Origin of the sequence: Salinadaptatus halalkaliphilus (assembly GCF_006543045.1) — an archaeon.
Classification (GTDB): domain Archaea; phylum Halobacteriota; class Halobacteria; order Halobacteriales; family Natrialbaceae; genus Salinadaptatus; species Salinadaptatus halalkaliphilus.
This window is the reverse complement of sequence record NZ_RBZW01000013.1, coordinates 1-13,798: the sequence shown is the minus strand read 5'-3', so window position 1 is coordinate 13,798 and position 13,798 is coordinate 1. Positions and strand designations below refer to the sequence as shown.

12 protein-coding genes are annotated in these 13,798 nt (G+C 60.4%); 5 read left to right on the top strand and 7 right to left on the bottom strand.

Annotated features, from left to right (window positions below; all coding sequences use genetic code 11):
- Nucleotides 1-93: 93 nt before the first annotated feature.
- Nucleotides 94-1,479 (bottom strand): CapA family protein, encoded by a 1,386-nt coding sequence (locus D8Y22_RS04675; protein ID WP_141463560.1) that lies wholly within the window; start codon nucleotides 1,477-1,479, stop codon nucleotides 94-96.
- A 251-nt stretch (nucleotides 1,480-1,730) separates the two neighbouring features.
- Between D8Y22_RS04675 and D8Y22_RS04670 the strand changes: the two genes are divergently transcribed.
- Nucleotides 1,731-2,891, top strand: coding sequence for a PrpF domain-containing protein (locus D8Y22_RS04670; RefSeq protein WP_141463559.1), 1,161 nt, complete (start codon nucleotides 1,731-1,733; stop codon nucleotides 2,889-2,891).
- Between the two features lie 69 nt (nucleotides 2,892-2,960).
- Here D8Y22_RS04670 and D8Y22_RS04665 read toward each other — a convergent pair whose 3' ends face one another.
- Both D8Y22_RS04665 and D8Y22_RS04660 read right to left on the bottom strand, forming a co-directional pair.
- Nucleotides 2,961-3,920 (bottom strand): aminopeptidase, encoded by a 960-nt coding sequence (locus D8Y22_RS04665; protein ID WP_174811756.1) that lies wholly within the window; start codon nucleotides 3,918-3,920, stop codon nucleotides 2,961-2,963.
- 164 nt (nucleotides 3,921-4,084) lie between these two features.
- The gene (locus D8Y22_RS04660) at nucleotides 4,085-5,212 is read right to left on the bottom strand and encodes a 2-methylaconitate cis-trans isomerase PrpF family protein (RefSeq protein WP_141463557.1); all 1,128 of its coding nucleotides are present in this window, start codon (nucleotides 5,210-5,212) and stop codon (nucleotides 4,085-4,087) included.
- Between the two features lie 155 nt (nucleotides 5,213-5,367).
- Here D8Y22_RS04660 and D8Y22_RS04655 point away from each other — a divergent pair, with 155 nt between their 5' ends.
- Complete coding sequence (locus D8Y22_RS04655; protein WP_141463556.1) at nucleotides 5,368-6,345, top strand: aminopeptidase; 978 nt, start codon at nucleotides 5,368-5,370, stop codon at nucleotides 6,343-6,345.
- A 206-nt stretch (nucleotides 6,346-6,551) separates the two neighbouring features.
- Here D8Y22_RS04655 and D8Y22_RS04650 read toward each other — a convergent pair whose 3' ends face one another.
- The 4 genes from D8Y22_RS04650 to D8Y22_RS04635 all read right to left on the bottom strand — a co-directional run bounded on the left by D8Y22_RS04650 (nucleotide 6,552) and on the right by D8Y22_RS04635 (nucleotide 11,546).
- Nucleotides 6,552-8,042 (bottom strand): tripartite tricarboxylate transporter permease, encoded by a 1,491-nt coding sequence (locus D8Y22_RS04650; RefSeq protein WP_141463555.1) that lies wholly within the window; start codon nucleotides 8,040-8,042, stop codon nucleotides 6,552-6,554.
- Nucleotides 8,039-8,551: a tripartite tricarboxylate transporter TctB family protein gene (locus D8Y22_RS04645; protein ID WP_174811755.1), complete on the bottom strand. Its 513-nt coding sequence runs from the start codon at nucleotides 8,549-8,551 to the stop codon at nucleotides 8,039-8,041. The genes D8Y22_RS04650 and D8Y22_RS04645 overlap by 4 nt, the downstream gene beginning before the upstream one ends.
- 130 nt (nucleotides 8,552-8,681) lie before the next feature.
- Complete coding sequence (locus D8Y22_RS04640) at nucleotides 8,682-9,671, bottom strand: Bug family tripartite tricarboxylate transporter substrate binding protein (protein ID WP_246084356.1); 990 nt, start codon at nucleotides 9,669-9,671, stop codon at nucleotides 8,682-8,684.
- A 405-nt stretch (nucleotides 9,672-10,076) separates the two neighbouring features.
- Nucleotides 10,077-11,546, bottom strand: coding sequence for an SLC13 family permease (locus D8Y22_RS04635; RefSeq protein ID WP_141463552.1), 1,470 nt, complete (start codon nucleotides 11,544-11,546; stop codon nucleotides 10,077-10,079).
- A 204-nt stretch (nucleotides 11,547-11,750) separates the two neighbouring features.
- Between D8Y22_RS04635 and D8Y22_RS04630 the strand changes: the two genes are divergently transcribed.
- The 3 genes from D8Y22_RS04630 to D8Y22_RS04620 all read left to right on the top strand — a co-directional run.
- Nucleotides 11,751-12,185, top strand: coding sequence for a universal stress protein (locus tag D8Y22_RS04630; protein WP_141463551.1), 435 nt, complete (start codon nucleotides 11,751-11,753; stop codon nucleotides 12,183-12,185).
- A 3-nt stretch (nucleotides 12,186-12,188) separates the two neighbouring features.
- Nucleotides 12,189-13,163, top strand: a complete 975-nt coding sequence (locus tag D8Y22_RS04625; protein WP_141463550.1) for an NAD(P)-dependent oxidoreductase — start codon at nucleotides 12,189-12,191, stop codon at nucleotides 13,161-13,163.
- A gap of 113 nt (nucleotides 13,164-13,276) precedes the next feature.
- Nucleotides 13,277-13,798, top strand: a 522-nt coding sequence (locus D8Y22_RS04620) for an isocitrate/isopropylmalate family dehydrogenase (RefSeq protein ID WP_246084355.1), incomplete at its 3' end; no start/stop codon positions are given.

Sequence of the window (13,798 nt, the reverse complement as noted above, 5' to 3'; positions counted from 1 at the left end):
CTCGTGAAATACGTTACTGTCGCGCAAACTCGAGCGGGCTGTCCTTGAGAGCGCGAATCGGGCTCGACGAACGTCATCGTCAACCCCTGTGCGTCACCAGTCGACGACGCCAACGTCGTCCTCGAGGGCGATATCGACGCCGTACGGCTCCGAAAGCGTCTGAAAGCGTTCGATAATAGACGTGGCCGCCTCGCCGGTCGCGAGCGTCGGCGTCCCACGCCGGGGCAGGTCGCGGTCCTGACCGAGCACGCAGGGATGGAGTGTAATCGACTCGAGTACGTCGTCGGCAAACTGGCAGACAGGGACGACGGTTTCCCAGTACTCGTCGCGCGCGAGATTGCCGGCGGGATTCCCGTCGGTGTCGAAATACCGCGCCTCGAACAGGTCGGTCATGGCCGTTCGGTCGTCGACCCCGTAGTAATCGAAACTCTCGGGTGGGAGCCACTCGATCGTCTCCGTCTGATAGAAGAGGTTGCCAAGCGAGTAGAAGATCGGTCGCCCCTCGTAGATCTCCATGCCACGGAGCACGTGCGGGCCGGTGACGACGAAGAGGTCCGCACCCGCGTCGATGCACTCGCGTGCGAACGCTCGCAGAAACGCCGGCGTCTCCGACGTATTTCTGACGCCGCCAGCCGACTGGTGGCCGTGCAGGCTCGCGACGGTCCAGTCCGCGTTCGTCGCCGCCGTCGACACCGACTCGAGATACGCACGACGATCCGCCTCGATCGGCTCGAGTCGGACGCCGACCTCGCTCTCGTCGTTGACCGTCTCGATCGGCATGTGCATGAACCAGTAATAGGAGTGCTCGTCGCGATCGGGGGCGGATCGATCGAGCCACGTCGATTTCATCGACTCGATACCGAGTTCGGCAGCGAGGTCCTGGAGTCGCTCGAGTTGAGCCGGCGTGGCGCCGTAGACCCACCGGAGATGGAGCGGGTTGACTCCCGACCGGCCGGGATGGATCGGCGAGGCGGGGCCGGCTTCGCTCGCCGGCGGAACGCTCGCGGTCGCCCCGACGAGGCCGACGCGCCCGCCCGCCGTCTCGACGTACGCCGGCCGTCGTGCGTCGGCAAGCGTCCGTCCCATCCCCGCGAACGGAAGCGACCGTTCGGTCAGCGCGTCGATGGTCGCTTTCAGTCCCGAGCGTCCGTAATCGAACGAGTGGTTCGATGCCGTCGCAAAGAGATCGATCCCCAACTCCTCGAGTTCCTCGAGGACGACGGGATCGGCTCGCATGAGAATACCCGCCAAAGAACTGAGATACTGGTACTGGCTGGGGACCGCCACCGGCGGCGTTCCGGCGGTGTCGTCGTCCGGCAACACAACCTCGAGATTCGTCACCGTCGCGTCGGCGTCGGTAAGCAACGCTTGCAGATCGGCAAACCCCTCGTCTCGCTCGGCGAGATGGCCAATGGGCCGGGTTATGATCGAATCGCCAGTCGCCGCAATCGTACACGTCCCAGGATCGAGCGCGTCCATAGGCGATGGACGACGATAGTCGCCAAATAGATTGTGTCCGGCTGATCGTCTCGCACGATCGATCCCAGCCTAGAGTTGCCACTGCGACACACGGTCTGCTGTACCGCCGAACCGGCACAAACGCGTCTCGTCGTGCAGTTTTGCTGGCCGTGACCGACGGCGGGCCGTCTCGATTCCGTCGCCGTCCCAACTCACCAGTGGTCGCCCCGAGAGTCCCGAGCATTTAAACGATGACGTTCGTACGTGGGGGTATGAACCTCGATACCTCGAGCGTACAACACGGGATCGACGGCTGTCTCATCCGTGGGGGAACCAGCAAGGGTTTCTTTACGACCCCGGCGACGATGCCGGCCGATCCCGAGAAACGCGACGAGTTGCTCCTCGAGTTGTTCGGCTCGCCCGACCCGCTGCAGGTCGACGGACTGGGCGGGTCCCACACGCATACGAGCAAGCTGATGCTCGTCAACGACAGCGACCGACCGGATGCCGATATCGCTTACGAGTACGCCCAGATCGGTATCTCCAATCCGACCGTCGACTGGAGCGGGAACTGTGGCAACCTCGTCAGTGCCGTCGGCGTCTACGGGATCCTCGAGGGGTTCGTGACACCGACCGAGCCGACGACGACGGTTCGGATCTACAGCGAAAACACCGACTCGATCATCGAGCAGGACGTGCCCGTCGTCGACGGCGAGCCAAATCCCTATGGCACCTACAGCATCGACGGCGTCCCCGGTACCGGCGCCCGCGTCCAGTCGCGGTATCTCGAGCCCGGCGGCGGCATCCTCGAGACGACGTTGCCCACGGGGAACGCGACCGACGAACTCGTCGTCGACGGCGAGCCCTACGAAGTCTCCATCGTAGATGCGACGAACGTCACCGTCTTCCTTCGGGCGTCGGACCTCGATCTCACGGGGACGGAATCGCCCGCCGACCTCGAGGAAGACGAGGAATTCCTCGAGCGACTCGAGCGGATTCGCGGACAGGCCTGTGTGACACTCGGGCTCGTCGACGAGCCGGCGGACGCGCTCGAGCAGCGACCGACGATGCCGTTTATCGCGGCCGTGTCGGAGCCACAGCGCTACGACACGACCGTCGAGGCGACCATCGACGCGGCGGATCTCGATATTACGGCCCGAATGGTCTCGACGCAACGACCCCACCACGCCTACGCGACGACGGGCGCGATGTGTCTGGCAGCGGCGACACGGATCCCCGAGACCATTCCCGCCGAAACCGCGAGACGGACCGGCGATGCGGTCCGAATCGGCCATCCCAAAGGGACGATGACGATCGGCGTCGACGACGATGCCGGGACGATCAACCACGTCTCGATCGGCCGGACGGCCAGACTGCTCATGAGCGGGACCGCCTTCTACCGTGATCTCGAGCGCGTAGAGCGACCGAATTAACAGACGATCCGCTTCGACTGAACCTCGAAAACTGAGCCGGCGACGAGGACGGTCCCGCTTCCGGACGGGTTACTCGAAAATGTCGGCTGCGAGCTGTCCATCCTCGACGACGACGCGATCGTCGAGCGTGACGGTCGGCGTTCGAACCACACCGTCCAGGTGGATGTCGCTTTTCAGCGTCCCGCCGAGTGACTCGTTGTCGCCGACGGCAAAGTGGACCGTTCCGGCGAGTTTCTTGTCCTCGGCGAGGTTGCCGATCAGCTTCGCCTCGGGGTTGGTCCCGATCGCAAACTCCGCGAGGTTGCCGGCGTTCTCGTCGCTTTCCGCGATCAGCGTCCGGAGCGCATCGGCCTGCTCGCCACCCTCGACTTCGGTAACGAACCCGTCTTCGACCTCGAGGGTGATCGGTTCCTCGAGTTGGCCGAGGTTGTCCATCGAGACATCGACGACGATCGTCCCGTTTGCGGTCCCCTCGGCTGGATGGGTCGGCGACTCGCCCGGTGGGAGCGTCGCAAAGCCGTAGTTCTCGTGGAAATAGCCGTCGAGCGAGAACGCCGAGCAGCCCTCGACACTGAACGTGATGTCGGTCCCCTCGTCACTACGTACGTGAACCTCGGACGCGTCGTCGAGGACATCACGAACGGCTTCGGTTCGAGTCCGAAGCTCCTCGAAGTCGACGCTCATGGCGCCCTCGACCATCATCTCCTCGGTCACGCTGCGAAGAATACCGCATCTGGCACCAGCCTCTGCGGCCGCGAGCCGCGATCGGGTGTGGGTGATAGCGTGAGTCGTACACGTAAACACGACATCGGCGGCGGCCATCGCCTCCGCAACCGTTTCGGGGGGCTCGTTCCCGTGGCTCTCGAGCAGCGGCATCGTCGTGATTATCGCCTCTGCCCCGGCCGCAGTTGCCGCTCGTGCAACGGCGCGTGCGACCTCCTCTTTTTTCGCGTCGGCGACGACCAGCACCTCTTCGCCGGGTTGCACGTCGAGACACTCGTCTACGATACCACGCGCTGCTGTCGCCATCTCTACGTCGAGCATAGTTTCTATATGTGATAGCTGCCGCCAACCGGCATAAAAATATCGGTGATTTGGCCGTCTCTCGAACGGATCGTCCCAACGGTCGGCGACAGCGTTGAACCGACACACCACAACGGGTCGACGCACCCGATCAAAGGACGACGACGAGATTAGTTCGTCTGGTAGTAGCCGGTGCCGTCCATGAGCCGACGCGATGTCCGATAGATCGTGACCGCATCGACGCTCGGCGCCGCTGTGTCGACATCGGCACGAACGGTCATCGTCCCCTTGGGATGGCCGATAGCCACCTGATCGCCGTCGTCGTCGGCGACCTCGTGGGGAATCGTGCCTGGCAACACTGCAGCTGCGGCGGTACAGGATGCGCCCGTCACGGCGTACACCGGGTGCAGTTTCTGCATGCTCATGATCCGCGAAGTGATCGTTTGCTCGTCGGCACGAACCTCGTTACCGGTCGTCCCCTCGTAGGTCGTCGGCTCGGTGACGAACGCGAGCTTCGGATAGCCTGGCGACTCGATCGACGCCCGATCGGCGTCCTCAACGAGGCCGAGTCGCTCACAGACCGCCGCTCGAATCCGCTCGATGCGCTCGAGGAGCTCGGGGTCGCTATCGATCTCGTCGGGGAGTTCGGTCGCGGTGAGTCCGATATCGGCCGCACGAACGAACGCCACGGGCGTCGTCACGTCGACGACGCTCGTCTCGATCGGTTCGCCGTCGACCTCGATCTCCGTCGTCGGCTCGCCAAGCGGGAACAGCTCGTCGGTGACGGCACCGGCAGGGTCACGGAACGTGGTATCGATCCGTGCACCGGTTCCGGGGACGCCGTGAACCTTGAACTCCCCGCGCGTCTCGGCCCGCTCACCCGACAGCGGAACCGTCTGGTCGATAATTGCGCCCGTATTCGTGTTGTAGAGTCGAAGGTCGACAGCATCGGCGTCGGCATCGACGTCGACGAGTCCTTCGTCGACAGCGAACGAGCCGATACCACACGTGAGATTCCCGCAGTTGCCACCGTAATCGATAACCGGTTCGTCGACGGCGACCTGACCGAAGGTGTAATCGACATCGACGCCGTCGCGATCACTCGCGGTGACGATCATCAGTTTCGACGTCGTCGATGTCGCACCGCCGAGCCCGTCGATCTGTCGATCGTCGGGACTACCAAACAGGGAGAGAATTGCCTCGTCGCGGTTCGATTCCGGAAGCTCGTCTTCACGAATGTAGACGCCTTTGCTCGTTCCGCCGCGGACGATTGCACACTCGAGTTGCTCCTGATCCATTAGCCTGTCTGGCAATTTATCGCCGCGATAGTTGATTGTATCGGATTCGCCCACGGTGGCTGCCTGGGTTACCCGTTCGACTCCAACGCGGCGACCGCTGACCCAGCACGGTCTCGACAGGAACGTATTAGTACGCGGATGCCACAACCTCACTTATGGACTCCGTACAGGAGATGAAAGGCGCGAGTATCGTCGTCGAAACGTGTGCAGCGATCGAAGCCGGCGAGGACGTACTGGTCGTCAGCGACTGGCAGGTTTCAGACGTCGCCGAACGAGTCGCCGCCGCCGCCAAGGAACGGGACGCAAACGTGACGATGACGCTGATGGACCCACGGGAGTACGACGGCAACGAGCCCGAAGAGAGCGTCGCCGCCGCGATGCTCGAGGCCGATGTAATCATCACGCCGGTTCACCGATCGATCACCCACTCCGAAGCCGCAGCGAAGGCGACGGAAAACGGCGCCCGGCTGATCAGTATGGTGAAATTCACCGACGAACAGCTCATCCGTGGCGGCCTGTACGCCGACTACGAAGGGATGCGCGAACACTGTGAAGAGATGGGACGGAAATTCGGCGAGGCCAGCGAAGCCCGCATCACCACGCCACAGGGAACGGACGTCACCGTCGGCCTCGAAGGACAGGACGGAAACGCACATCCCGGTATCGCCGACGAACCCGGCGCGTTCACCGCGCTGGTCCACATCGAAGCGAACATCGCGCCCGTCGAAGGGACGACAGAGGGGACCGTCGTCTTCGACGGCGCGATTCCGAACCTAGACATCGGCGTCCTCGAGGAGCCAGTCGTCATGGAGATGGAAGACGGGGCCGTCACGTCCGTCGAAGGCGGGACGGAAGCCAAGACGATCGAGCGCGTCTGGAACGAACACGACGACCCCGCCGTCTACAATATCGCTCAGCTCGCGGTCGGCATGAATCCGGAGTGTCCCGACTTCAACGGCTGGTTCTCGAACGATCACGGCCGATACGGCAACGTGCACTTCGGCATCGGAACAAGCAGTAACCTCGGCGGAACGACGCGGGCACCGGTTCACTTCGACGCGATGATGGCCGAACCGACGCTGGAACTCGACGGCGAAGTCGTCCTCGAGGACGGCGAGTTCACGTTCTTCTGAGACGGACTGCTGTCGTCCATTCTGACGTGACCGCAGACGGTTGCGGTCGCACGAGGACGGCGAAACAACGGATCGGATACGATACTGTTTTCCTCGATACTGGATGTAACGGTAAGGAGCGTTGTTACCCAATTGACTTCAGAATCGGTACTCGCTCGAGGGGACGACAAGCGTCGTAATCGCGTCGGTGAGAAAAGAAATACGGATCAGCCGAGCTGCTTCGACAGCCACGGCTTGAGGAAGGGACCGAAGATGACGACGAAGATAAGGATAACGATCAACAACGAGATCGGTCGCGTAAGGAATATCATGTAGGAGCCATCCGAGAGCTGTAACGATCGCATGAGGTTCTCCTCGGCGATCGGCCCGAGGACGACGCCGAGGACGAACGCGATGATCGAGTAGTCCTTTTTAACCATGATGTAACCCAGGATACCGAGCACGAGGACGGTTGCGACATCCGCCCAGTTCGTCCGCAGGGAGTAGCCACCGACGACGGAGAGAACGATGATGGCTGGAATGAGGACGTGTGTGTCGATTTGGGTAATTCGACCCGCTCGCGTGATGAGGAAGACACCGGCGAGCAGGATGAACACGTTACCGATCAGTAACGCGAGCAGGAACGTATACGTCGTCATGAGTTCGGCGTCGAACAGGTCGGGGCCGGGACGAAGTCCGTGCATCAAGAGGCCACCCAGTAGTACTGCGGTCGATCCACTGCCGGGGATACCGAATGCAAGCGTCGGGATGAGTGACCCACCGATCGTCCCGTTGTTCGACGCTTCAGCGGAGATGACTCCGAGTGGGTTCCCCTTGCCGAACGTTTCTGGATCGTCGGATGCCCGCATCGCCTCGCCGTAGGCGAAGAAATTCGAGACCGTCGCACCAGCACCCGGGATGGCACCGATCAGCATCCCCATGTAGCCGGATTTGACGACGGTGATCGGGTGGCTGAAGGTTTTTCGAACACCGCTAAGTCTGTTGCCGCTCATGTCGACTCCCGTGTCCGCGATCCCGCCTTTCTTCGCGGCGAGTTTGATCATCTCCGCGATAGCGAACATGCCGATCAGCGCGGCGATGAAATCGAGTCCATCGTACAGAGCCAGCGAATCGAACGTGTATCGAAGTTCAGGTGAGTTGGGAGCGATGCCGATGGTAGTCAACATAAGCCCAAACGCTCCGGCGACGAGTCCCTTGACGATGGATCCCTGGACGACGACCGTGATCATCGCGAGGCCGAAGGCAGCCATCAGGAAAAACTCCGGCGAACCGAACATGAGGACGACCTCGATAAGGATTGGAGAGAACAGGAGAAGCGTCAGGACCGCGAGAAAGCCGGCAGTCGCCGATGCCGTCGCGGACATCGCGAGTGCCTGGACGGCTTTCCCCTGTTTGGACATCGGATAGCCATCTAACGTCGTTGCTGCAGCACCCCCTGTCCCCGGCACGTTCACGAGAATGGCGGCTATCGAGCCACCGTACATCGCACCGCTGTACATACTTACCAGCAAGACGATGGCGTTGACCGGACTCAGTGGGAGCGTAAGCGGTAAGACGATCGCCATCCCCATCGAACTCCCCACGCCAGGGAGTGCACCTGCAATGATGCCAAGCAGAATGCCGAGGACGACCCAGCCGATCGTTGGCCAGGAGAACAGTACCTGGGCTGCTTCGGCCAGAACCTGTGTCGTACTCATAGAATACCCTCCGTGAAGAAGATGTTTCCTCTATCGATACGCAGCCCGAGCGCTTCGTAGAAGCCGAGCCCGATAAGTATCGAGACCACGACGAGTACGAGGATGACCTTCCAGGACAGTTTGAACCAGAGCCCGTACACGAAGACGAAGATCGGACTCGCCCACAGGATACCGATCGCGTACCCTAAAATACCATATCCGACCGCTATGATACTCGTAAAGAGCGAATCGTGGATCGGTCTACCGACTGTCGAGATCGAATCGTCTTCGTCACCATCATCAGCATCGTCCGCTGGTTCCTCATCACCGACCAGTTCGTCGTCGTCGACATTGATGAGGTCGGCAGATTCCGCGACGAACGAATACAGCGGATCGGGGAGATACGAACGGAAGACGAGCAGCAGCGTCCCTATCAAAACGAATCCAGCGGTGAGACGGGGAAACGTTGCTGCAGAACTGATACCGAAGTTAAACGTCTCCCAGATCATGTAGCCCGACGCGACGAGCATGATAAACAGAAGAATGTACTCTAAATCAATCCGGGCGACTACTTTGCGATATGTTGACTGGAAACCCATTGTATGTATCTTGCAAGGAATTTAAATTTCAGTCCCCGTTGGCCGACGAGGACGCAACCGATCAGTTCGCTGCTTCTCGAATTTCCTCGAGATCGACGTTCTCGGGAATGATTTCGTACGCGTCCCGAACGGCCTGTTCGGCCTCCTCACCGGTACCGTACTGAACGATGTTACCGGTTTCGTCCGACCACTCCTGCATGTGATCGGTCTCGGTCACTTCCTCGACGACGTCTGCAATGACGTCGAGTGGCTCCTGTGGCGTGTCCGGCGGGGCGTAGATACCGCGCTGAAGTTGCGAGATGAAGTCGATATTATCGTAACCGAGATCGGTAACGGTCTCGACATCCGGGAAGACTTCCGTCCCCTCGCTGACGAGACCGGTAACGATATCGAGGTCACCACTTTCGACCCCTGCCTCGGCTCCCGTGTCGGTCGCGATACAGGCCGGAATCTCGTCCGAAATCGTCGCCTGGACGGCCGGGCCAGTACCGTCGTAGCCAACGTACTGGCCCCAGTCGAACCCGTGGAGGTTCTGCATCAGGATGGCCATCACGTGGTCGACGCCGCCACGTTCCTTCCCACCGAAGTTCTCGAGTTCGCCGTCGTCGTACCGGCTCATGAGATCTTCGTAGCCATCGATGTCGTAATCCGAATTCGCGACGATCACGAACGGCGTACTCGCGTAACTACAGACGCCAGTGACGTTCTCGAGGTCGAAATCCTGCGGGTTGACCATCTCCGAGACCGGCGTCGACGGCGGATTGAACGCGGCGATCGTGTACCCGTCGGGTTCTGCGTACATCATTTCACCGGTGCCGCGAAGCGACGCCGCGCCCGAGATGTTCTCGATCGCAATGTTTACGTCCATTCGTTCGTCCACAAGCGGAACCATCTCACGTGCGTACGTGTCGGTGCCGCCCCCTTCGCCGAAGGGAATAATGTACCGAATGTCGTCTGTTGGGAAGTCGTCCCCACCGCCGTTGCCATTGCCGTTCCCGTTCCCGTTTCCGTTGCCATTATCGTCACCAAGACAGCCCGCAATGCCTGTCATCCCAGCTACAGACGCAGCACCAGCGTATTGTAGCAGTTCCCTGCGGTTGTAGCTCTCCATAGTAAACTTCCGTGCCATTGCAACTCAACGGTTCGCACCCACTATATTTATAATTTATGTTGTTGCGGAGGATTCCTCCTTTACATCGTCAGATGACGACGGTCGAAACGGCAATGGCAGTAGAAAACAGTATCCGGACGAAACGTACTATAGTTGCCATCATCCTGGGCCTGAACAGTAGTTGCTGAAGTGGCCAGCTACGATTGTCGTTGCGGTCGTTGGCTCGAGATCGTCGAGACAACCGAGGTAACGCAGGACGTAGTGCCGACCGGGATACACGGGCGTCGTGCGGTTTCAAAACGCAGTCAGATACTCGAGAGGCGGACTGCGGGGCGGATCTGCGGATTAGAGGATCGCATCGACGAACGGCCAGTAGAACAGCCACGCAAGGGGAATTACGGCGAGTGCAAAGACCATCGTCAACAACCCGAAAGTGAACACGTCACGCATACTCAACGGTCCCTGATCGAACGAAACGAGCACGGCAGTCGTGTTGAACGGGAGAAACGTCGTCGAGCCGATGATGGTGAGGATCGAAAACGCGAGATAGAGTTGGTTGATACCGAGGACGCTACCGAACTCGAGAACGATCGGGAGCACGACCGTGATCGCAGCCGACGCAGTCGAGAAAAACGTTCGCATCACGATCGCAATGGTAAGCAGTATCGCGACGACTTGCCAAAGTGCCATCGTGCCAAACGGAACCAGATGCGTAATCGTATCGACGATAAACGTCAGCGTCCCGGTCGTTTCCATTACCTCCAGGATGGAAAACATCGCCCCGATAACGAACAAGATACCCCAACTCATGGAGCGAATATCGCTTGGAGTGATGATCTGAATACCCGGCAACGACAGGACGACGACAGCAACGACCGCCGGCAGAATCGTCGGGATACCCACGAAGGAGCCGACGATCCATGCGACGACCGTTGCACCCATGACCACCGCGACGATCCGCTCGTCCCTGCTCATCGGATCCGCCTCGAGTTCGTCGTCGACCGACTGTGTCTCCCCGCCATCCGTCGACTGGGTGTCACCGATCGTCATCGAATCGTTGACCGGATACAGTTTCGCCGCCGAAACCGCTGCGATCGCATACAAGAGCCCGACGGGCGGGATCATATACACCGCCCACTCGACCCACGTGATAGATTGCACCGACGACTGGATCACACTCGAGGTAATAATCGCCATTCCGCCGCCGGTCATCAGCGCCATCGACGCGATCGGATTCACGTGACCGAGAATAAAGAACGACGACTTCTCGAAGTTGCTCTTTGCACCCAATCCATACAGCGTCGTGACGCGCTTGACCAACGGAATAAACGTCACGGTTCGTGCGACAGCGGATGGCATAAAAAACGACAGCGCAAACAGATTCGTCGAGAGCGATCGAACCGATCGACGAGGTGTGCTCTGTGCAGACAGCAACTGCCGTGCTGCTCGGTCGTCCAGCCCCGTCTTCCCGATCGTATTCCCGAGTAAGATCAGCAAGAACAGGAAAAACACGAGCTCGGAAGCAAACCCGCTTACTGCATCGTCGAACGAGGACGTAATACCGAGTCCAAACAGCAGCGACATCACCAACACGCTCGAGATCGTGAACGGAACCGGCTTGGTGACCCAGAGAATAATCGCCATCAGAAAGATAGTCAAAACCAACTGCATATCCGTTTCCAGGCCGAACAGCGGTGGAAACGCGACACCAACGACGAGCACGAAAACAGTCGCTATCGACCCAGCCCATTGAATTATACGAGTGCGGCGAGACCGGGAGACATCCTCAGCATTGCCTTCCGAATCGGAGTCCATTGACGGTGCCTTCCGTTACGTATTTGATAAAGGTACTGTTAGCGGGCATCCCGTTGCCCGATTGTATTCTGTAAGCACTGCGTGAATCGATACGTGGGAGACGGACTGCCACAGTCGGGAAGCAATCCACGTCGGTAGTTCCACTTCGCAAACGATGTATTTAACACGTGCATATATAATCCATTGGCGAGTACGACGACGTGTATGCCAATAGTTGCAGCCGTCGACCAAAGCGACTCGACCAGCGACGTCCTCACCGAAGCAGAAGCACTTGCCACGGCAACGGGAGAGCCACTGCACGTCGTTCACGTTCTAACCCGGAAGAAGTTCCGAGAGATCGAACAGACGAGCGTCGAGGAGACGGGAACGGCCGTCCCGATGGAAGAAGTCCGATCGTTTGCCACGAAGATCGCAGACGAAGCCGCGGAGGGTGTCGTCTCGGAGTACGAACCGATCGGGCTCGTCGGTGATCCAGCCGACGGGTTGCTCAACTACATTGAGACGAACGACATCCGATACATCGTTCTCGGCGGACGAAAACGGTCGGCCGTCGGGAAAGCGATTTTCGGCAGCACGGCCCAACCAGTCCTCATGGACGCATCGTGTCCGGTCGTCACCGTCACACGAGACGAGTCATAGTCGATGCTCAGCGGCCTCATCGACCAGGACCTCAAGCCACGCGAACCACTCGTCGCCGATCTCGAGGGGGACGTGCAACTCGAGGTCGGTGTCGAAGCGACTGAAGCTGCGCTTATCGATGCGCTGGGGGGAACGAACGTCCTCTTTACGACATCCCGTCTCCCCGTCACCGAGACCGTACTCGAAGCGGCGACCGATCTCGAACTCGTCGCGAAGATCGGCACCGGTATCGACTCGATCGACCTCGACGCAGCCGCCGAACACGACGTCACCGTCGTCTATACTCCAGGACTCAACGCACTCGCCGTCGCCGAACACGCCGTCTCGTTGCTGCTTGCAGTCAATCGAAACGTCCTTCGAGGACAACGGACGATCGAAGCCGGCGGCTGGCGCGACGAGATGCCGTTGAGTCGCTCGCTCACCGGCCAAACGATCGGTATCGTCGGATTCGGAAACGTCGGAAAACGGGTCGCCGGACTGCTGGATGGATTCCACACCGAGACGCTCGCGTTCGATCCGTACGTCCACGAGATCGACACCCAGATCACCGGCACGACCCTCCTCGAACTCGAGGAGCTCCTCGCACGCGCCGACTCCGTCGTCGTGACTGCCGCGTTAACCGACGAGACCCGTGGTATGATCGATGCGGACGCACTCGAGTCCCTGGACGACGACGCCGTGCTCGTCAACACCTCCCGCGGCGCTATCGTCGATCAACCGGCGCTGCTCGAGGCGATTCGGGACGGTTCGATCGGCGGTGCCGGACTCGACGCCTTCGAAACTGAACCGCTGCCGGAGGACTCACCGTTTCGCGACCACGACAACGTCGTGCTCACACCACACATCGCCGCGACCACCCGAGAGTACCGCCACAGCGCCGTCGAAACGCTCGCCGAGCTCACGACGGCACACATCGAGGGTAGTGATCTTCCCGATCGATTCGTCGCCGTCCGCCCAACGGAGCGGCCAGTCGACTGATATAATTCCGAGGTCGACCGTCGTTACCTCCGTGCCGTTGTCCGCGAACACACACTATTCCGAACGGTAAAACAGCACAGTTTATGTCGATAGAGTCTCGCTCTCAAGACGAGATGAGCTACGACAAGATCGAGGTCCCCGAAGACGGGGAGCAGATCACGCTGAAAGACGGCACTGACGGCGAACTCGAGGTTCCGGACAACCCGATTATCCCGATCATCTACGGCGACGGCGTCGGCAGCGACGTCGGCCCCGCCGCCCAACAGGTCCTCGAGGCCGCCGCCGAGGCCACCGGCCGCGAGATCAACTGGATGCGCGTCTACGCCGGCGAAAGCGCCCGCGAGAAGTACGACGAGAACCTGCCCGACGAGACCGTCGAGGCCATCAAAGAACACCGCGTCGCCATCAAGGGCCCGCTGACGACGCCGGTCGGCGCCGGCTTCCGCTCGCTCAACGTCGGCCTGCGCAAACTGCTCGACCTCTATGCTAACGTCCGCCCGACCTACCACCTCGACGGCGTTCCATCCCCCGTCAAGGAACCCGGCCAGATGGACATGGTCACCTTCCGGGAGAACACCGAAGACGTCTACGCCGGCATCGAGTGGGAAGCCGGCACCGACGAGGTCGAGGAAGTC